This window comes from Enterocloster clostridioformis, from assembly GCF_020297485.1.
GTDB lineage: Bacteria > Bacillota > Clostridia > Lachnospirales > Lachnospiraceae > Enterocloster > Enterocloster clostridioformis.
On record NZ_JAIWZC010000001.1, the window covers coordinates 812,306 to 830,099 of the forward strand.

Annotated in this window: 38 protein-coding genes; 28 read left to right on the plus strand and 10 right to left on the minus strand. The window is 42.4% G+C overall.

Annotation, left to right across the window (positions count from 1 at the left end; translation table 11 throughout):
- Nucleotides 1-30: 30 nt before the first annotated feature.
- From LA360_RS03720 to LA360_RS03730, 4 genes are read right to left on the minus strand one after another with little or no spacing between them, the layout of a single operon-like run.
- Nucleotides 31-813: a hypothetical protein gene (locus LA360_RS03720; protein WP_146774991.1), complete on the minus strand. Its 783-nt coding sequence runs from the start codon at nt 811-813 to the stop codon at nt 31-33.
- Nucleotides 810-944, minus strand: coding sequence for a hypothetical protein (locus LA360_RS29505; protein ID WP_263870211.1), 135 nt, complete (start codon nt 942-944; stop codon nt 810-812). The genes LA360_RS03720 and LA360_RS29505 overlap by 4 nt, the downstream gene beginning before the upstream one ends.
- Nucleotides 944-1,630: a P-loop NTPase family protein gene (locus LA360_RS03725; RefSeq protein ID WP_002596432.1), complete on the minus strand. Its 687-nt coding sequence runs from the start codon at nt 1,628-1,630 to the stop codon at nt 944-946. The genes LA360_RS29505 and LA360_RS03725 overlap by 1 nt, the downstream gene beginning before the upstream one ends.
- 53 nt (nt 1,631-1,683) lie before the next feature.
- Nucleotides 1,684-1,974: a hypothetical protein gene (locus LA360_RS03730; RefSeq protein ID WP_112483298.1), complete on the minus strand. Its 291-nt coding sequence runs from the start codon at nt 1,972-1,974 to the stop codon at nt 1,684-1,686.
- A 179-nt stretch (nt 1,975-2,153) separates the two neighbouring features.
- Between LA360_RS03730 and LA360_RS03735 the strand changes: the two genes are divergently transcribed.
- From LA360_RS03735 to LA360_RS03770, 8 genes are all read left to right on the plus strand, one after another.
- Nucleotides 2,154-3,350, plus strand: coding sequence for a hypothetical protein (locus LA360_RS03735; RefSeq protein ID WP_002567668.1), 1,197 nt, complete (start codon nt 2,154-2,156; stop codon nt 3,348-3,350).
- On the plus strand, nt 3,351-3,569 hold the full coding sequence (locus tag LA360_RS03740; protein ID WP_002567667.1) for a hypothetical protein: 219 nt from the start codon (nt 3,351-3,353) through the stop codon (nt 3,567-3,569).
- A complete protein-coding gene (locus LA360_RS03745) occupies nt 3,566-3,802 on the plus strand; it encodes a hypothetical protein (protein WP_225537289.1) in 237 nt (78 codons plus the stop codon). Before LA360_RS03740 ends, LA360_RS03745 begins: the two co-directional genes overlap by 4 nt.
- A complete protein-coding gene (locus LA360_RS03750) occupies nt 3,786-4,637 on the plus strand; it encodes a hypothetical protein (protein ID WP_225537291.1) in 852 nt (283 codons plus the stop codon). The genes LA360_RS03745 and LA360_RS03750 overlap by 17 nt, the downstream gene beginning before the upstream one ends.
- Nucleotides 4,610-4,753, plus strand: a complete 144-nt coding sequence (locus tag LA360_RS03755) for a hypothetical protein (protein WP_002567665.1) — start codon at nt 4,610-4,612, stop codon at nt 4,751-4,753. Before LA360_RS03750 ends, LA360_RS03755 begins: the two co-directional genes overlap by 28 nt.
- 185 nt (nt 4,754-4,938) lie before the next feature.
- Complete coding sequence (locus tag LA360_RS03760) at nt 4,939-5,223, plus strand: hypothetical protein (RefSeq protein ID WP_002567663.1); 285 nt, start codon at nt 4,939-4,941, stop codon at nt 5,221-5,223.
- 44 nt (nt 5,224-5,267) lie between these two features.
- Entirely contained in the window at nt 5,268-5,429 is a 162-nt protein-coding gene (locus tag LA360_RS03765) for a hypothetical protein (protein WP_002585212.1), read from the plus strand.
- Nucleotides 5,430-5,575: 146 nt separating this feature from the next.
- A complete protein-coding gene (locus tag LA360_RS03770; RefSeq protein ID WP_225537293.1) occupies nt 5,576-6,214 on the plus strand; it encodes a zonular occludens toxin domain-containing protein in 639 nt (212 codons plus the stop codon).
- Between the two features lie 66 nt (nt 6,215-6,280).
- Here LA360_RS03770 and LA360_RS03775 read toward each other — a convergent pair whose 3' ends face one another.
- Nucleotides 6,281-6,454 (minus strand): hypothetical protein, encoded by a 174-nt coding sequence (locus LA360_RS03775; RefSeq protein ID WP_007037189.1) that lies wholly within the window; start codon nt 6,452-6,454, stop codon nt 6,281-6,283.
- A 75-nt stretch (nt 6,455-6,529) separates the two neighbouring features.
- On the opposite strand from LA360_RS03775, the gene LA360_RS03780 reads away from it, so the two are divergent.
- A complete protein-coding gene (locus tag LA360_RS03780) occupies nt 6,530-7,228 on the plus strand; it encodes a hypothetical protein (protein WP_007037190.1) in 699 nt (232 codons plus the stop codon).
- Nucleotides 7,221-7,400, plus strand: a complete 180-nt coding sequence (locus LA360_RS03785; protein ID WP_002567660.1) for a hypothetical protein — start codon at nt 7,221-7,223, stop codon at nt 7,398-7,400. The genes LA360_RS03780 and LA360_RS03785 overlap by 8 nt, the downstream gene beginning before the upstream one ends.
- Nucleotides 7,401-7,746: 346 nt before the next feature.
- On the opposite strand, the gene LA360_RS03790 is transcribed toward LA360_RS03785, so the two are convergent.
- Together LA360_RS03790 and LA360_RS03795 are read right to left on the minus strand one after the other, a co-directional pair.
- A complete protein-coding gene (locus tag LA360_RS03790; protein WP_002567658.1) occupies nt 7,747-8,013 on the minus strand; it encodes a hypothetical protein in 267 nt (88 codons plus the stop codon).
- 76 nt (nt 8,014-8,089) lie between these two features.
- Nucleotides 8,090-8,341 carry a hypothetical protein gene (locus LA360_RS03795; RefSeq protein ID WP_002567657.1) on the minus strand — a complete coding sequence of 84 codons (252 nt, stop codon included), beginning with the start codon at nt 8,339-8,341 and terminating at the stop codon, nt 8,090-8,092.
- A 203-nt stretch (nt 8,342-8,544) separates the two neighbouring features.
- Here LA360_RS03795 and LA360_RS03800 point away from each other — a divergent pair, with 203 nt between their 5' ends.
- From LA360_RS03800 to LA360_RS03865, 14 genes are all read left to right on the plus strand, one after another.
- A complete protein-coding gene (locus tag LA360_RS03800; protein ID WP_002567656.1) occupies nt 8,545-8,784 on the plus strand; it encodes a hypothetical protein in 240 nt (79 codons plus the stop codon).
- Nucleotides 8,757-8,957, plus strand: coding sequence for a hypothetical protein (locus LA360_RS03805; protein ID WP_002567655.1), 201 nt, complete (start codon nt 8,757-8,759; stop codon nt 8,955-8,957). Before LA360_RS03800 ends, LA360_RS03805 begins: the two co-directional genes overlap by 28 nt.
- A gap of 86 nt (nt 8,958-9,043) precedes the next feature.
- Nucleotides 9,044-9,304, plus strand: coding sequence for a hypothetical protein (locus LA360_RS03810; RefSeq protein ID WP_002567654.1), 261 nt, complete (start codon nt 9,044-9,046; stop codon nt 9,302-9,304).
- A gap of 161 nt (nt 9,305-9,465) precedes the next feature.
- Nucleotides 9,466-9,684, plus strand: coding sequence for a hypothetical protein (locus LA360_RS03815; RefSeq protein WP_002567653.1), 219 nt, complete (start codon nt 9,466-9,468; stop codon nt 9,682-9,684).
- A gap of 135 nt (nt 9,685-9,819) precedes the next feature.
- Nucleotides 9,820-11,016: a hypothetical protein gene (locus LA360_RS03820; RefSeq protein WP_002585207.1), complete on the plus strand. Its 1,197-nt coding sequence runs from the start codon at nt 9,820-9,822 to the stop codon at nt 11,014-11,016.
- Nucleotides 11,017-11,235 (plus strand): hypothetical protein, encoded by a 219-nt coding sequence (locus tag LA360_RS03825; protein ID WP_002585208.1) that lies wholly within the window; start codon nt 11,017-11,019, stop codon nt 11,233-11,235.
- Between the two features lie 93 nt (nt 11,236-11,328).
- A complete protein-coding gene (locus LA360_RS03830; protein WP_112482627.1) occupies nt 11,329-12,303 on the plus strand; it encodes a hypothetical protein in 975 nt (324 codons plus the stop codon).
- A complete protein-coding gene (locus LA360_RS03835; RefSeq protein ID WP_002567665.1) occupies nt 12,276-12,419 on the plus strand; it encodes a hypothetical protein in 144 nt (47 codons plus the stop codon). Before LA360_RS03830 ends, LA360_RS03835 begins: the two co-directional genes overlap by 28 nt.
- 185 nt (nt 12,420-12,604) lie before the next feature.
- Nucleotides 12,605-12,889: a hypothetical protein gene (locus LA360_RS03840; protein WP_002567663.1), complete on the plus strand. Its 285-nt coding sequence runs from the start codon at nt 12,605-12,607 to the stop codon at nt 12,887-12,889.
- 44 nt (nt 12,890-12,933) lie between these two features.
- Nucleotides 12,934-13,095, plus strand: a complete 162-nt coding sequence (locus LA360_RS03845; protein WP_002585212.1) for a hypothetical protein — start codon at nt 12,934-12,936, stop codon at nt 13,093-13,095.
- Nucleotides 13,096-13,241: 146 nt separating this feature from the next.
- Entirely contained in the window at nt 13,242-13,880 is a 639-nt protein-coding gene (locus LA360_RS03850; protein ID WP_225537295.1) for a zonular occludens toxin domain-containing protein, read from the plus strand.
- Nucleotides 13,881-13,973: 93 nt separating this feature from the next.
- Nucleotides 13,974-14,894: a hypothetical protein gene (locus tag LA360_RS03855; RefSeq protein WP_112482629.1), complete on the plus strand. Its 921-nt coding sequence runs from the start codon at nt 13,974-13,976 to the stop codon at nt 14,892-14,894.
- Entirely contained in the window at nt 14,887-15,066 is a 180-nt protein-coding gene (locus LA360_RS03860) for a hypothetical protein (RefSeq protein ID WP_002567660.1), read from the plus strand. The genes LA360_RS03855 and LA360_RS03860 overlap by 8 nt, the downstream gene beginning before the upstream one ends.
- Nucleotides 15,067-15,070: 4 nt before the next feature.
- The gene (locus LA360_RS03865; protein ID WP_002588942.1) at nt 15,071-15,256 is read left to right on the plus strand and encodes a hypothetical protein; all 186 of its coding nucleotides are present in this window, start codon (nt 15,071-15,073) and stop codon (nt 15,254-15,256) included.
- Nucleotides 15,257-15,301: 45 nt separating this feature from the next.
- On the opposite strand, the gene LA360_RS03870 is transcribed toward LA360_RS03865, so the two are convergent.
- The 3 genes from LA360_RS03870 to LA360_RS03880 form a co-directional block, all read right to left on the minus strand.
- Nucleotides 15,302-15,547, minus strand: a complete 246-nt coding sequence (locus LA360_RS03870; RefSeq protein ID WP_002588943.1) for a hypothetical protein — start codon at nt 15,545-15,547, stop codon at nt 15,302-15,304.
- Nucleotides 15,540-16,145: a DUF2726 domain-containing protein gene (locus tag LA360_RS03875; protein ID WP_225537296.1), complete on the minus strand. Its 606-nt coding sequence runs from the start codon at nt 16,143-16,145 to the stop codon at nt 15,540-15,542. The genes LA360_RS03870 and LA360_RS03875 overlap by 8 nt, the downstream gene beginning before the upstream one ends.
- Before the next feature lie 79 nt (nt 16,146-16,224).
- Nucleotides 16,225-16,467, minus strand: coding sequence for a hypothetical protein (locus tag LA360_RS03880; RefSeq protein WP_002588945.1), 243 nt, complete (start codon nt 16,465-16,467; stop codon nt 16,225-16,227).
- Between the two features lie 207 nt (nt 16,468-16,674).
- Between LA360_RS03880 and LA360_RS03885 the strand changes: the two genes are divergently transcribed.
- The 4 genes from LA360_RS03885 to LA360_RS03900 all read left to right on the plus strand — a co-directional run bounded on the left by LA360_RS03885 (nt 16,675) and on the right by LA360_RS03900 (nt 17,634).
- Complete coding sequence (locus tag LA360_RS03885) at nt 16,675-16,872, plus strand: hypothetical protein (RefSeq protein ID WP_002588946.1); 198 nt, start codon at nt 16,675-16,677, stop codon at nt 16,870-16,872.
- Between the two features lie 2 nt (nt 16,873-16,874).
- Nucleotides 16,875-17,114, plus strand: coding sequence for a hypothetical protein (locus LA360_RS03890; RefSeq protein WP_003526384.1), 240 nt, complete (start codon nt 16,875-16,877; stop codon nt 17,112-17,114).
- Nucleotides 17,087-17,287 carry a hypothetical protein gene (locus LA360_RS03895; RefSeq protein WP_002567655.1) on the plus strand — a complete coding sequence of 67 codons (201 nt, stop codon included), beginning with the start codon at nt 17,087-17,089 and terminating at the stop codon, nt 17,285-17,287. The genes LA360_RS03890 and LA360_RS03895 overlap by 28 nt, the downstream gene beginning before the upstream one ends.
- 86 nt (nt 17,288-17,373) lie before the next feature.
- The gene (locus tag LA360_RS03900) at nt 17,374-17,634 is read left to right on the plus strand and encodes a hypothetical protein (RefSeq protein WP_112482631.1); all 261 of its coding nucleotides are present in this window, start codon (nt 17,374-17,376) and stop codon (nt 17,632-17,634) included.
- Nucleotides 17,635-17,794: the final 160 nt, after the last annotated feature.

Sequence of the window (17,794 nt, forward strand, 5' to 3'; positions counted from 1 at the left end):
CTGGAAGTAGCAACACTTATTGAATCAATTCTAGAAGCGGTATCTGCCCACGAAGAAAAAGGCATGGACAACGTTAAACAGAAAAGTAAGCACCAGCACAAACAGGCACGCATAAACCGCATATGTATAAACACCCCCATTCATTGACGGGTATAAATCACCGACATTGCTATATACAAGATAACCATTTGTTGTCAAACGGAAGCTTCCCTCATAACCGGATTCCAATTTCCAAACACTATAATTATTCGTCCGATAGTAACGTATATAATTCAAAGCATCCCCAGAAAATACATTGCCAGAAAAATTAATTGCATCACCATATACCATACGATATTCATAATCATCCACCCGAAAGAAAACATATTGCGTATCATACGGAAGCTTCACAAGCATATCCTTAAAGTACTGTAGATACGTGGTTGATATAGTACCATCATCCGGGGATGGATAGACCGAAGCAGGAGCCACACTGTTAAACGTAAGAATGTTCTGAACCGTCTGTCTAGCATTAGAACGAGAAGCATTAGAAGAAGATGCAACATCCAATTCATCCTCCAAATCTTCCTCGTCTGTTTCAACCAATTCCGGATACATGATTGACATGATTTCCTGGTACTGGTCAAAGTCTATGCCCCCATCCGGGACGGAAGATAGCCAGCCGTTTAAATCAGGAACCGCATTTTCATCCTGAGCCGAATCAGCCGCCTGATTTTCCTCAGTAAGCGTGTATTCATCCGCAAAAACGTTGCCACACCCAAGAGCAGAAAGAGCCAAAGTACATAATATAACATGTTTCCACCTCATCATCATATTTCAACGTAACCCTTAAAGGCCATCCCTAAGAACATAGTAACCAGACGCTGGCCCAATGCAAACACCACCGCATAAGGAATAGCCGCCGCAACCACATCTGCAAACAGATTAATTGCTTCCTGTACCATCAAGACAACCTCCTTCCTTGCCATTCTTTTTTATAACGTTTCATTTTTGCGTATGTATCATAGCTATCATACAATTCAGGCTTATGGAACCAAAAGAACCGCTTTACTGATTCCGTGATTAGCTTTCCATCCTTTTCAACCGATTTTGCACCATCAATCAGGGTATTAATCTGAAGGATTTTGCAGAAATTGGAACAAAGCACCACATTTCTAATTTGCTCCCGGAACGGTTTTGCAAGCCGCCCGTATACCTGGGATGTACCTATGATATGCTTTCTTTGTTTTCTCTGCTGGCTGACCTCAATCATAACCTCAATGTCAATGTTCTTTGATTCCAGGCTGTTAAATTCCAGGTGAATTTCATCAATCAAATAAATCACACCATAATAACCATTTTCCAGGTTTTTAAGACAATCCAGGCCGTCGTATTCGACCACCTCAGTAGCAGGAGAGAGGCCACTAATCTGGACATTGGTGCACAGGATAGCCCGGGGATATTCCTCACATAACCGCTTAACATACTGCACAGCGGACAAGGTTTTTCCAGACCCTTGTTCTCCACAAAAGACCAACAATCCCTCAGGCCGAAAGTAACCCGGATGTGACTTATAAAAATCATGGTTATGCTTAATCACCCTTGCAACATTGACCGGGTTTAAGCTACCATCCAATAAGTTAGTTTCCATAAACTTTCCTTTCAAAAAAGGGGCCTAACCATGGAAGGCCAGACCCCAAGAGACTAAATTGACATACGGCCCTTACGGAATGCCGCCATAAGAGAACGAATCCCCTTACGAACACCCCACCAGGTAAACACGATACCGATACCGGCGGCGACAAATGTAGCAAGAGCACCCATGATAGTGCTAATGGATACCTGGGCCGTGAGGGCAGATATAACACCGGACCAATCGGTCGGACCCGCAGGACTTCCCTCAGCCGCAAAGGCAGGAACCGCAAGCCCCACAGACACCAGGCCGGAAGCAATCGGCAACGCACCATACTTCCTCACAGAGTTTAAAAGTTTCATACAAAACCTCCTTATTTATATTACAAACCAGCCACACAGAAGCAGTAACCGGGTTGTTTGCAACACATAAAAACACCCTGTCAACTATTCGCGAAAGTCTAGTTTAACGAATAATTAAGACTGATTTAAGTATATAAGGATACATCTTTTAACACTTTTGTTAGGGGGTGTATTTTTTTATGGTTAAGAAACTTTTAAGTGCTCTGTTGGCGCTTTTTATCCTTTCGTCATTCCCCCTGACTGTTTTGGCCGGGGACCTTCCTACATCTACCAATACGATTAACTGGTCAACGGTTGAAGTTTTTGCTTATGGTTCTGGAACCTATAAGAAATCCCTTGGTAAGGTTCAGGAGGCTGGCGGGCAAGGTGCTTTTGGTAAGGAATTTACACCTTCTGACGGTATGGGTATTCAAGGTTTTGTTTTGGTTCTCCCCCGCTCCTCTTTTCCGACAACTGGCAAGTGGAAGGCTCAGGTTTCCATCCAGACAAGTAGCACTTCATTATTGCTTGATAGGATGTATGCCCGTGGCCGTGTTAAAAGACCTAACGCTTCGGATTTATCCGGCCAGCTTCCGAAGATTGCTTCGGACACCATCCCTCCTGACTTCTACACGGTTACATACAACGTAAATAGCCAGTCCCTTACCTCGGTTGAGTTCTTTTTCCCTTATGCGTTTCCTCTTTATGGTACGCAAAGGCTTAACTTTTCCTCGGTCATTTCCTTCCGCGATTATGAATCCGGTAACATTAACAATCCGGTTGCTCCTCTCCCGGATGCATCAGAACAAAATCAGGCGATTGCCAATTCAGTCCAGGATACGGCTAATAATACGGCGGTCTTGGTGCAGAAACAGGATACTATCATTGAGCAAATTGTGGATACCACTCAGACTATCAGTAACCAGCTCCATTCCTTTTGGGACCAGTTGGCGGGTGAGTTCACGAACATGTATAACAAAATGAATCAACATCACTCTGAGGATTTAGCCGCAAACCGGCGCAATACAGAGGATATCATTGATTCCCAGGAATCTAACACCACGAATATCATTAATAACAATAATGCAAATACGGATAAACTTGCAAATGGTTATGATAAATCCCGTCTGGATAATAGCAATGCTCAGTTGAATGATTCGATTCACAATATGCAGGAAAATGAAAAACAGCTAATGGAGGATGTAAGCAATAACATTAATTCGTTCCGTTATGATGATTATTTTACCCGTATTAGGGGGCCTTTATCGGATATATCCTATTTCCTGAATCATATTTACAATAACATGAAGGGCTTGAATATCCCTATTGGCTTTTCCCTTACTCTCACGATTGCCATGCTCTGCATTGGCTATTATCGGTTCAAAGGGGGTACATAGATGTTTCAATTTTTTGATGCGGTTGCCGGGTTTGTTGAAACTGTGGTTGGCTTCATTGTTAACATGATTGCAACGCTTATCCTTGTGATTGTTAACATTGTCCGTTCTGTCGGCTGGCTGGTGATGTGCCTTTCCTATCTCCCGCCCTGGATGGTTGGTTTTGTGGTTGTCCCTATCAGCCTTGCAGTTGTGTTCCAGATTCTTAATAAGGGGTCGTGATTATTATGATGCGTGATTTAATTGATTTTTGTATCTTTATTGTTTCAAAGATTGCTGTCCTTTTGTTTGGCAGTGATTTAGGAGGATATTCATATGGTGATTTTTTGGTCGCTGTCCTTGTTGTTTCTGTGTTTGTTACTACGCTTGTTATTTCCTTCCGTGGTGCGGGAGGCAGTCCATCTTCCGTGGTTCGTCCGCCCAGGGCATCTAAACGTAGTGGTGGCTCTAAGTAGCTTTATCCTGCTCTCCTGCCCTCTTCTGGCCTATGCGGATACAGCTACACCTTCCAATGCGTCCAGGGTGGATGCAGATACGGATTGGGATATGGATGTGGATGATATATGGGTTGCGTCTCCCTCGGATGCGGCCTATACGGATGTGGATTTATTGATTGATGACAGGACATTGATGGATATTGATGATTTTGAGGATTTAAAACGTGATGACTTACTCCGATACATTTTATGCGAACTTATTACCATTCGTGATTCTTTTGGCGGTCCCGGTCTTGCTTCCTCCTCGGATGCTGCGCTTTCTTCCCTGGAGGATGCGCAGGATGTTTCTGACCTGGAGGAAGGCCCTACAGATATTATTCCTATGGACGCCCCTGTCCGTTCGGCGCGTTCGGTTTCTGCTTCTGACGATTATGTTAATGTACTTCGTTATGATGTTTCTATCTCGGGCCAGGAATATACCCTTCTCTTTCCTCCTGAGTATGCGGATTCCCTTTATGTAGACAGCCGGGGCCGTCTGTTCAATGTTTCGGCTAATGCCATTCAAGGCCGTCTGGTGGATGGGAATTTTAATCCATATGCGCAGACAGGTAAGCTTGTGTATCTTACTCCTTGTCTTGGCAATAACTTTTATTCTATCAGGGAGTATGGCTCCCCCAACTATGTCAGGGAATATTATTGGAGTGCGGGCCGTCTCCAATACCGTGATACATACGTCAATATTCAGGTGAATCAATATCATCATATATTCAAGGTTTCTGACACGCTTACATATATCGTTGTCGTTCTGATAGGAGGTTGTTTGATATGTTTATGGAGAAAATCCTCGCGTTGATGGGGGATGTCCCTGTCCAGTTCTATCCGGTTTGTTATGCCTTTGGCTTCATTGCTTTTTTATGGATTGTGGATAAGTTCTTCCATATCTTTGTATCGCTGATAGACAGGCGGTGATTATATGAACCTTAGTATTGTTATGAAGGTTGTTGAATGGATGTTTCATGAGTTATCACTTCTGTTTGATATCCTTTGGAGACATTCCTACTGGGTGGGGATGTTTGTGATTGGTCTGCCCCTTCTTAAGAAGGTTGTAGATATATTTAGGCGACTTTTATAAATTAATAAGGAGGTGTTTGTTTATGTTGAAGATTAAGAATGCGGTTAAGAAGTATCGCTGTGTCCCTGTCGCCACTGGTGTTGCGTCTGTTGCTATGGCTTTCCCGGCTTTTGCTGAGGGGGCTACTCCGGCTACGGGCCTTGACAGCCTGTTAGCCACGTTTTCCGTGGTTACGGCCTGGCTCTGGAAGGAATGTGGGCTTCTGCTCACCTGGATTTTAAGCCAGCCTATCCTTTTGGCCGCCATGTGTCTGTTCTTCGCTGGCGCCGTGGTTGCGTTCTTCATGCGCATTTACCATCAGGTATGATTCAGAAGGGGACCCCGGTCCCCTTCCCCCATTGAGGTGATTTTATGATTGATTTATTCAACCTTTTTATAGATGTGATTCTGTTCCCCATGTCCCCGGATGCCTTTACCCTTGATACGAATATTATGTGGCAGTTCATGCTTTTAATCCTGTTACCCGTTGGCCTTATCCGTATCACGAAACAGCTTGTTAAGGGGGTGTTTTAATGTATGCGCTTTCTGTTCTACTCTTTGGCTTTGGCCTGTTTTGGATTGTCTTTTTTGCTTATCATTTCTTTAAGTATCGCAATCCATATAAGCTCTTTATGGTCTTTGGCAAGAAAGGTAGTGGCAAGACTACGCTCATGTGTAAGATGGCACTTAAATACCGTAAGAAGGGGTGGTACGTCTATAGCAACGTGCATATACCTGGAACTTATCACTTCGATACCGTTGATATTGGTGTTGCCCATTTTCCTGAAAATTCTATCCTGCTTATAGATGAGGTGGGCCTTGTATGGGATAACCGTAATTTCAAGTCCTTCCCGGAACACGTAAAGGTTTATTTCAAATATCAGCGGCAGTATAAACATATCGTGTATCTGTTCTCCCAGTCCTTTGATGTTGACAAGAAGATACGTGACCTTACTGACCATCTGTACATCATCCACAACTTCCTGAACTGCTTTTCCATTGCCAGGCGTATCACAAAGACAGTTGCCGTTGTCCATGCGGATAAGTCGGCCAGCGGTGAATCAAAGATAGTGGATGATTACAACATTGATTCCCTGTTCCTGGCCCCCTTCGGTTCCGTGCGTTTTACCTACATCCCGAAGTATGTAAAGTATTTCAATTCCTACAATCCTCCCCTGCTCCCGGAGAAGGAGTTTGAATACATGCCGTTCCCGGAACTGGTGAAACAGGGGAAGCTGGGAGCGCTCCGCCGCGCGATGGCCGGCGGACGCGTACAGCTTCATGAGGTCGTGAGGAAATGGAACCGTAAGAAACGGTGACCGACTTCGGACCCCTGTCTAATTAGGTCCGAAGTCCTGAAAAATTCTTTCACTTTGTATAGTTTTTTAACAATCTTTTAGGAGGTCCTGCTCATGCTTTACTACTTCAATCCGCTCCTTGAGGATGGCATATTTTATTCCTGTGATTCCCTCCGGTACTCTTTTGAGTTTCCAGACGTAGATACAGTTGAATCCTTCCTTTCCTTCCTCTCCCATCTTCCAGGCTGTACGCATTATCATTCTTTAAAGGATTTTGATTACCGATACCTTTTTGTATTTGGTATCAAAGGATTATCATTTTCCATTGGACTTTGTATGAATGGTGTAAAGAAAGAAACAGTTTTACAGGGTTTCCTGGACTTTAACCCAAACAAGATACTTGGTGAGATTGCTTATGATGATGGGTTCATGCGTACAAGTGTATCTCCTTTTGACCAGGAGGAAGTGGAATACAGAGGCCTGCAAAGCCAGATAGGACAGCTCCTAAGAACGGTCCTAAACGAACTGTTCCCCATGGTAGAAACAATAAAGATAAAAAGATGGGATTTAGCAGTGGACGTGCCATATGGCCGTGACTGTGTACAGCTTATCAAGGATAACAGGAAATACAGCCAATTTTACAAATCAGCGCAGGACTTTACAGAATATTTAGGATGTATGTCCGCTCCCGGCCGGGTAAAGGTCTACAACAAACAGATAGAGGCTGGCCTTGATTATCCCCTCACCCGGATAGAGGTCACGCTGGATAGCCTGGACTACATAGATTGCTGTCGCTGCTGGCCCAATGTCTATACCCGTAAAGTGATAGACCTGGCGGAATCAAAGGTCATGGTGCAGCTTCTCGCGGAACAGCCTGTTGACAGAATGGATTATTATCTCCGTCAGATGTCAGCGCCTACGAAACGTAGGTATAAGGCCCTGCTCCTGGACCGTCCCTTTGAGATTGAGGGTCCCATATTTAACAAGTTGCGCAGTCAGTTATTGAGATATCAGGAGGGAAATTTTTATGAATAAGCCAGTTGGAAAAATCAAAGTCAATGTTTACCTGACCACGAAGCAGTATGACCGCCTTTGCAGGTACATGGAGTTCTGTGAATGCTACTCCACCCCGGCTGAAATGGCAACAAGGCTTGTCCAGGTCGGCCTGGCCGAGGCAATCAAGCGTGGGGCGATTGAGGAGGATTAATATGACGTCTGAGGATAAAATTTATTTCTGTTCGGTTTTCTTTGTTGTTTTGCCGCTTTTATACTTTGCTATCCATAACTATTTTGTCCGCAAGCGTTCGCGTGGCAGGAAGTATACCGACTTGGACATGATTGTATGTTATGTTTACATGATTGCATTTATTCTGTTTTCCTTTTACTTTAAGTACATTGCTAATCTTTGAATTTTTTAAATAGGAACATGGCTAATACTGCGGCTCCTATGCTCCAAAAAGCTTTATTTGTAGCTAGTCCAATGATTCCATTAATTATATTTCTCATATGTGCTCCTTTCGCATATCCCCGGCATAGAGCCGGGGATTTTGCTGTCATAGTGCTTTTGGTAATATGCCTTTTGCTTCCAGGACTGCAATAAGTGTTTCAATAGCGTCATTTGCTTGTGCTATGTCTCTCCTGGTATCTCTTTCGGCTATTTTTACATCAAGGGTCAGATTATCAAGTTTTTTATGTGTGGCCTGTTCTTTGATTTCTAATACGGTTAGCCGGTCTTTCACTTTGCTGATTTCCTCATGTATGGGTTCCAATTCTTCTTTTAGCATTCCTCTGATGGCTTCTATTAACTCTTTATTTTCCATTTTGTTGTCCTCCTTGATAAAATGTTGCCTTAGGTCTTTAAAATCGCTTCTCGTTCATTCTGGTGCGTTTGTGGCCCTATTTCATGTTGATATCCCCATGTATATTTCCGGCTACAATTCCTTTGTTATGATTTATTTGGATTCCAGGTGTATTATTCATATCCCGTTGTATTAGGTCATTTACATACGCATTCAAGCTTTTATAGCCTTTGGCCTTCCAGTATTCTTCTATTACTGCTTTTTGGCCTTTGGGTACTTGTATGTTTAGGCGGTCATATTTTTCTTTCGTAAATTCGTTTTTGTATTTTGTTGCATTAAAGCTAGACATATTCCTCTCCTGTTATTCTTGTGCAAGATGCAAGATTATATATCTTTAATCTTGTGTAAGATGTCAATATTATTCTTGTGCAAGATGTGATAAGATATAGGTGTAACGATAAGTAACAATTAAGCGCTTAGTTAGTATCTATTTTACCACAAATTTAGTTAGTTCACAAGAATGATTTAGTTAGTGCATAAGGAGGATTTAATATGATGGATAAAAAGCGTATTCGCCAGACACTTAATGATTTTGTAGAACGGTATCTTCTTGGTGATGTTGATGGTGATTTCCGTTTTAACTATATTTGGATTCGTTCACAGTTGAGTTTTGCATTCAGCATTGATGCAATTACGATTGATGAGTTTGATGCTTTGTCTTCCGTTGTCCTTCACGCTTATAAAACTGACAGGAGGGGTCCAGAATGCGTAGACTTTCCAAGGCTCTCATAGAGCAGGAACAAAATGAAACCAGTGTGGCGATATGCCGGGCCATGGCCTTGCATGACCAGTGCCGTGTGGATGTTCTTCAATATCATTTCGCCCGCCTGGAACATATTTTGGCTTACCTGGACGAAAAGACGGATTCCATCCCGTCCATATCCAGTGAGGTCCAGACAACATAGCTTGTTCTCCGGGGTATCCTTTTTCGGCTCTGCCCTGGATTACATATAACAATCAATTAGTTAGTTGAGAAAGAGAGGTTTTGATTATGGTATATGAGATTTTAGGCATTGAGAGATTCGAGGGTATCTCTAAAAAGACTGGTAAGCCTTATGACTTCACCCGTTTCTATGCAGTTCCATCCAGACAGCCCGATAAAGTCCGTGGCCGCCGTGTGGAACAGGTTGACGTCTGGAACGGTGAATATGCCCCGGATATTTCTGGTATTCATCCAGAGGATTTTGTGGATATCTCCTATGGCCGCGGTGGTTTTGTCGAGGAATGCCGTCTGGTCGATTCTCCAAACTAGTGGAAGCGAAGTCCCCGGCCCCCGGTGTAGCCTAGGGGCCGGGAATACCCCCTTCCCCTTGACTACAGAAAGTGCCAGGTCCCTGGCGGTAGCGATTCATCATGCCATGGATGTGCCTACGGGGTCGCGAACATAAGAAATCAATAGAAAGTAGTGGTTGGATGAACATAGAACTTACGGAACGGGAACTGCGCTATCTTAACCGGGTGGTTAATGTCCGTCTGGATGAATTGATAGAACGCTGTGCCCGGATTCGCCGGATACGTTCTCTTGAGGATATTATTACCAGTGAGCGTTTTAGCATTGCTGAATCAGAAATTAAGGTCATGAAAGGGGTCCATGATAAGATTGCTGACGCCCTCTCTGACTGTAACATGTAACAAGCTGTATCCTTGCATACTTAATAAAATAAGCTAACTATTCGCGATAAGTCTAGTTTAACGAATAGTTAAGGCTGATTTAAGTATATAAGGATACATCTTTTAACACTTTTGTTAGGGGGTGTATTTTTTTTTATGGTTAAGAAGTTTTTAAGTGCCCTGTTGGCGCTTTTTATCCTTTCGTTATTTCCCCTGACTGTTTTGGCCGGGGACCTTCCTACATCTACCAATACGATTAATTGGTCAACGGTTGAGGTTTTTGCTTATGGTTCTGGAACCTATAAGAAATCCCTTGGTAAGGTTCAGGAGGCTGGCGGGCAAGGTGCTTTTGGTAAGGAATTTACACCTTCTGACGGTATGGGCATTCAAGGTTTTGTTTTGGTTCTCCCCCGCTCTTCTTTTCCAACAACTGGCAAGTGGAAGGCTCAGGTTTCCATCCAGACAAGTAGCACTTCATTATTGCTTGATAGGATGTATGCCCGTGGCCGTGTTAAAAGACCTAACGCTTCGGATTTATCCGGCCAGCTTCCGAAGATTGCTTCGGATACTATTCCCCCTGACTTCTATACGGTTACATATAACGTGAATAGCCAGGCCCTCACCTCGGTTGAGTTCTTTTTCCCTTATGCGTTTCCTCTTTATGGTACGCAGAAACTTAACTTTTCCTCGGTCATTTCCTTCCGGGATTATGAATCCGGTAACATTAACAATCCGGTTGCCCCTCTTCCGGATGCATCGGAACAGAACCAGGCAATTGCCAATTCGGTCCAGGATACGGCTAACAATACGGCGGCTTTGGTGCAGAAACAGGATACTATCATTGAACAGATTGTGGATACCACTCAGACTATCAGTAATCAGCTCCATTCCTTTTGGGACCAGTTGGCGGGTGAGTTCACGAACATGTATAACAAGATGAATCAACATCACTCTGAGGATTTAGCCGCAAACCGGCGCAATACAGAGGATATCATTGATTCCCAGGAATCCAATACCACGAATATCATTAACAATAATAATGCAAATACAGATAAGCTTGCAAATGGTTATGATAAATCCCGTCTGGATAACAGTAATGCTCAGCTGAATGATTCTATTCACAACATGCAGGAAAATGAAAAACAGTTAATGGAGGATGTAAGCAATAACATTAATTCATTCCGTTATGATGATTATTTTACCCGTATTAAGGGACCTTTATCGGATATATCCTATTTTCTGAATCATATTTACAATAACATGAAAGGGTTGAATATCCCTATTGGCTTTTCCCTTACTCTCACGATTGCCATGCTCTGCATTGGTTATTATCGGTTCAAAGGGGGGACATAAATGTTTCAGTTTTTTGATGCGGTTGCCGGGTTTGTTGAAACTGTGGTTAGCTTCATTGTCAACATGATTGCAACGCTTGTTCTTGTGATTGTTAATATTGTCCGTTCCGTTGGCTGGCTGGTGATGTGCCTTTCCTATCTCCCGCCCTGGATGGTTGGTTTTGTGGTTGTCCCTATCAGCCTTGCGGTTGTGTTCCAGATTCTTAATAAGGGGTCGTGATGATTATGATGCGTGATTTAATTGATTTTTGTATCTTTATTGTTTCGCAGATTGCTGTCCTTTTATTTGGCAGTGATTTAGGAGGATATTCATATGGTGATTTTCTGGTCGCTGTCCTTGTTGTTTCTGTGTTTGTTACTACGCTTGTCATTTCCTTCCGTGGTGCGGGAGGTAGTCCATCTTCCGTGGTCCGTCCGCCTAGGGCATCTAAACGTAGTGGTGGCTCTAAGTAGTTTTTTCCTGCTCTCCTGCCCTCTCCTGGCCTATGCTGATACGGCTACACCCTCCAATGCGTCTAGGGTGGATGCAGATACGGATTTGGACATGGATGTGGATGATATATGGGTTGCTTCTCCTTCGGATGCAGCCTACACGGATGTGGATTTATTGATTGATGATAGAACCTTGATGGATATTGATGATTTTGAGGATTTAAAACGTGATGATTTACTCCGATACATTTTATGCGAACTTGTTGCTATTCGTGATTCTTTTGGCGGTCCCGGTCTTGCTTCCTCCTCGGATGCTGCGCTTTCTTCCCTGGAGGATGCGCAGGATGTTTCTGACCTGGAGGAAGGCCCTACAGATATTATTCCTATGGATGCCCCTGTCCGTTCGGCGCGTTCGGTTTCTGCTTCTGACGATTATGTTAATGTACTTCGTTATGATGTTTCTATCTCGGGCCAGGAATATACCCTTCTCTTTCCTCCTGAGTATGCGGATTCCCTTTATGTAGACAGCCGGGGCCGTCTGTTCAATGTTTCGGCTAATGCCATTCAAGGCCGTCTGGTGGATGGGAATTTTAATCCATATGCGCAGACAGGTAAGCTTGTGTATCTTACTCCTTGTCTTGGCAATAACTTTTACTCTATCAGGGAGTATGGCTCCCCCAACTATGTCAGGGAATATTATTGGAGTGCGGGCCGTCTCCAATACCGTGATACATACGTCAATATTCAGGTGAATCAATATCATCATATATTCAAGGTTTCTGACACGCTTACATATATCGTTGTCGTTCTGATAGGAGGTTGTTTGATATGTTTATGGAGAAAATCCTCGCGTTGATGGGGGATGTCCCTGTCCAGTTCTATCCGGTTTGTTATGCCTTTGGCTTCATTGCTTTTTTATGGATTGTGGATAAGTTCTTCCATATCTTTGTATCGCTGATAGACAGGCGGTGATTATATGAACCTTAGTATTGTTATGAAGGTTGTTGAATGGATGTTTCATGAGTTATCACTTCTGTTTGATATCCTTTGGAGACATTCCTACTGGGTGGGGATGTTTGTGATTGGTCTGCCCCTTCTTAAGAAGGTTGTAGATATATTTAGGCGACTTTTATAAATTAATAAGGAGGTGTTTGTTTATGTTGAAGATTAAGAATGCGGTTAAGAAGTATCGCTGTGTCCCTGTCGCCACTGGTGTTGCGTCTGTTGCTATGGCTTTCCCGGCTTTTGCTGAGGGGGCTACTCCGGCTACGGGCCTTGACAGCCTGTTAGCCACGTTTTCCGTGGTTACGGCCTGGCTCTGGAAGGAATGTGGGCTTCTGCTCACCTGGATTTTAAGCCAGCCTATCCTTTTGGCCGCCATGTGTCTGTTCTTCGCTGGCGCCGTGGTTGCGTTCTTCATGCGCATTTACCATCAGGTATGATTCAGAAGGGGACCCCGGTCCCCTTCCCCCATTGAGGTGATTTTATGATTGATTTATTCAACCTTTTTATAGATGTGATTCTGTTCCCCATGTCCCCGGATGCCTTTACCCTTGATACGAATATTATGTGGCAGTTCATGCTTTTAATCCTGTTACCCGTTGGCCTTATCCGTATCACGAAACAGCTTGTTAAGGGGGTGTTTTAATGTATGCGCTTTCTGTTCTACTCTTTGGCTTTGGCCTGTTTTGGATTGTCTTTTTTGCTTATCATTTCTTTAAGTATCGCAATCCATATAAGCTCTTTATGGTCTTTGGCAAGAAAGGTAGTGGCAAGACTACGCTCATGTGTAAAATGGCACTTAAATACCGTAAGAAGGGGTGGCACGTCTATAGCAACGTGCATATACCTGGAACTTATCACTTCGATACCGTTGATATTGGTGTTGCCCATTTTCCTGAAAATTCTATCCTGCTTATAGATGAGGTGGGCCTTGTATGGGATAACCGTAATTTCAAGTCCTTCCCGGAACACGTAAAGGTTTATTTCAAATATCAGCGGCAGTATAAACATATCGTGTATCTGTTCTCCCAGTCCTTTGATGTTGACAAGAAGATACGTGACCTTACTGACCATCTGTACATCATCCACAACTTCCTGAACTGCTTTTCCATTGCCAGGCGTATCACAAAGACAGTTGCCGTTGTCCATGCGGATAAGTCGGCCAGCGGTGAATCAAAGATAGTGGATGATTACAACATTGATTCCCTGCTCCTGGCCCCCTTCGGTTCCGTGCGTTTTACCTACATCCCGAAGTATGTAAAGTATTTCAATTCCTACAATCCTCCCCAGCTCCCGGAGAAGGAGTTTGAATACATGCCGTTCCCGGAACTGGTGAAACAGGGGAAGCTGGGAGCGCTCCGCCGCGCGATGGCCGGCGGGCGCGTACAGCTTCATGAGGTCGTGAGGAAATGGAACCGTAAGAAACGGTGACCGACTTCGGACCCCTGTCTAATTAGGTCCGAAGTCCGTAAAAATTTTTTACACTTGTTTAGTAACTTAACTTTCTTTTAGGAGGTCCTGCTTATGCTTTACTACTTCAATCCGTTCCTTGAGGATGGCATCTTTTATTCCTGTGATTCCCTCCGGTACTCTTTTGAGTTTCCGGACGTAGATACAGTTGAATCCTTCCTTTCCTTTCTCTCCCATCTTCCAGGCTGTACGCACTATCATTCTTTAAAGGATTTTGATTACCGATACCTTTTTGTGTTTGGTATCAAAGGATTATCATTTTCCATTGGACTTTGTATGAATGGTGTAAAGAAAGAAACAGTTTTACAGGGTTTCCTGGACTTTAACCCAAACAAGATACTTGGTGAGATTGCTTATGATGATGGGTTCATGCGTACAAGTGTCTCCCCCTTCGACCAGGAGGAAACAGGGTTCAAAGACCTGCAAAGTCAGATAGGAGAAGTCTTAAGGATGGTCCTAAATGAGTTGTTCCCCATAGTAGAAACAATAAAGATAAAAAGATGGGATTTAGCAGTGGACGTGCCATATGGCCGTGACTGTGTACAGCTTATCAAGGATAACAGGAAATACAGCCAGTTTTACAAATCAGCACAGGACTTTACAGAATATTTAGGATGCATGTCCTCTCCCGGCCGGGTAAAGGTCTACAACAAACAGATAGAGGCTAACCTTGATTATCCCCTCACCCGGATAGAGGTTACGCTGGATAGCCTGGACTACATAGACTGCTGTCGGTGCTGGCCCAATGTCTATACCCGTAAAGTGATAGACCTGGCGGAATCAAAGGTCATGGTGCAGCTTCTTGCGGAACAGCCGGTAGACCGGATGGACTATTACCTCCGTCAGCTTTCCCGGCCTACAAAGTTAAAGTATAAGGCCCTGCTCCTGGACCGTCCCTTTGAGATTGAGGGTCCCATATTTAACAAGTTGCGCCGTCAGTTATTAAGATATCAGGAGGGAAATTTTTATGAATAAGCCAGTTGGAAAAATCAAAGTCAATGTTTATCTGACCACGAAACAGTATGACCGCCTTTGCAGGTACATGGAGTTCTGTGAATGCTACTCCACCCCGGCTGAAATGGCAACAAGGCTTGTCCAGGTCGGCCTGGCCGAAGCAATCAAGCGTGGAGCGATTGAGGAGGATTAATCTCATGAGTGAAGATGGCTCTTTATTTTGTAGTTTTGTTGTTGTTTTTCTTCCGCATCTTTTTATGCAATTTAATAACCGCTTCTGGGTAAAGCGGTTTCATGGTAAAAAGTTAGGTGATGATTATTTATATATTTCCTATCTTGCTTATATTGTTTTTATATTTTGCTATTCTTTTCTTTTCCATTAACTGTTTATTTATTTCATCCCCGGCATAGAGCCGGGGATTTTACTGTTATAGTGCTTTTGGCAATATGCCTTTTGCTTCCAGGACTTCCACCAGTGTGTCTATGTCTTGTCTGGTTTCGTTGGTTCCTTTCTTCACCTGGTATTCCAGGTTGGTTAGTCTTATGTCTATTTCTTCCAATTTGTTTTTTATAGCCTTGTTTTGTACTTTTAGAGTTTCTACACTATCATGAATTGGTTTAAGTTCTTCTTGTAGCATTCCTCTAATAGCTTCTAGCATTTCATTTTCATTCATATGGGTTATCCTCCTTAAAATCCTTTAAAATCGCTTCTCGTCCATCCTGGTGTGTTGTGGATGGCTGTTTGTCTTTTTCATCTTCTTTAATTTGATTTATTTCATAATTTGGTATAGATATCGCAAGTTCATTTATGATTCTTTTTGTTACATATTCTGGTTTATTAGGTTTATCTGTATAAAAATTAATAAGTTTTATATCGGCTTGTTTGACAATTTCTTTTACTTTCATGTCTCTTTCTCGCCGTTTGTATTGTTGATGTGATATATCATTTAATTCAATTAAAAGTAGAATATTATAATTTTTATCAAATATACCAAAATCAATATTTCGATATAATTCATTTTGATATTTAAATTCACCTGTTTTTTGTATAATTGTAGCTAAATTTACTTGGGGTATGATAATTAAATCATATTTTTTAAGTTCATGTAACGCTGATAGGAATTTTTTTTCTGTACAGGTAAGAAAGTTCTTTTTTTTATATTGATTTTTATTAATATTATTATTTTTTTCTGTGTTTTCTTCTGTCTTTTTAAATGTCTGTGTCGTTTGTACTGTTGATTTTCTTTTTTGATTGATTGCTTTAATTATCATAAAAATTATAAGTACAATTATTACTATGGATATTTCATTCATGTTTTTCCTTTCTTTTATCTTAAAAATTATATGATGTTTATTTTATGCTGATATCTCCATGTATATTGTTCGCTACAATTCCTTTATTGGTTTTAACATTGATTCCAGATGTGCCTTGCATATCTTTTTCTATTAGGTCTTTTACGTATCCTGAAAAGCTTTTATAGCCTTTGCTTTTCATGTGTTCTTTAATTGTTGGTAACTCGTCCTTTTGTATGTATACTTTTTGTGGTGAATAATTATTTTCATTATATTCTTTGTTATATTTTGCATTGCTCATTTTGCCCCTCCATAGTACTATGTTTAATTTCGCCAAAACATAGTACTATGTTTTGTGACATATGCCTATGGACATAGTACTATGTTTTTGGTAAGATATTGGTGTAACGATAAATAACAATTAAGCGCTTAGTTAGTATCTATTCTACCACAAATTTAGTTAGTTCACAAGGTTCATTTAATTAGTTGATTAAGGAGGGCTTAAGGTATGACGGTTTATCAGGTTATGAATCTTTCGTTTGTTGATGACCATACGGTTATTTTAATCCGTGATGAAGCTTTTAATCTTCTCGGCGGTTTTGTCCGTATTCATCCCTTTGCAACCAAATTTTATTCTTATGATGTGAAATCTTTTTCTTGGTGGACTGGTAACCATTTGAATATCACGGTATGTAAGGAAGTGTAATCATGATGGATAAAAAGCGTATCCGTAAAACACTTAATGATGCTGTAGAACGGTATCTTCTTGGTGATGTTGATGGTGATTTCCGTTTTAACTATATTTGGATTCGTTCACAGTTGAGTTTTGCATTCAGCATTGATGCAATTACGATTGATGAGTTTGATGCTTTGTCTTCCGTTGTCCTTCACGCTTATAAAACTGACAGGAGGGGTCCAGAATGCGTAGACTTTCCAAGGCTCTCATAGAGCAGGAACAAAATGAAACCAGTGTGGCGATATGCCGGGCCATGGCCTTGCATGACCAGTGCCGTGTGGATGTTCTTCAATATCATTTCGCCCGCCTGGAACATATTTTGGCTTACCTGGATGAAAAGACAGATTCCATCCCGTCCATATCCAGTGAGGTCCAGACAACATAGCTTGTTCTCCGGGGTATTCTTTTCCGGCTCTGCCCTGGATTACATATAACAATCAATTAGTTAGTTGAGAAAGAGAGGTTTTGATTATGGTATATGAGATTTTAGGCATTGAGAGATTCGAGGGTATCTCTAAAAAGACTGGTAAGCCTTATGACTTCACCCGTTTCTATGCAGTTCCATCCAGACAGCCCGATAAAGTCCGTGGCCGCCGTGTCGAACAGGTTGACATCTGGAACGGTGAATATGCCCCGGATATTTCTGGTATTCATCCAGATGATTTTGTGGATATCTCCTATGGCCGTGGTGGTTTTGTTGAGGAATGCCGGTTGGTTGATTCTCCAAACTAGCGGAAGCGAAGTCCCCGGCCTCCGGTGTAGCCTAGGGGCCGGGGATACCCCTTCCCCTTGACTACAGAAAGTGCCAGGTCCCTGGCGGTAGCGATTCATCATGCCATGGATGCGCCTACGGGGTCGCGAACATAAGAAATCAATAGAAAGTAGTGGTTGG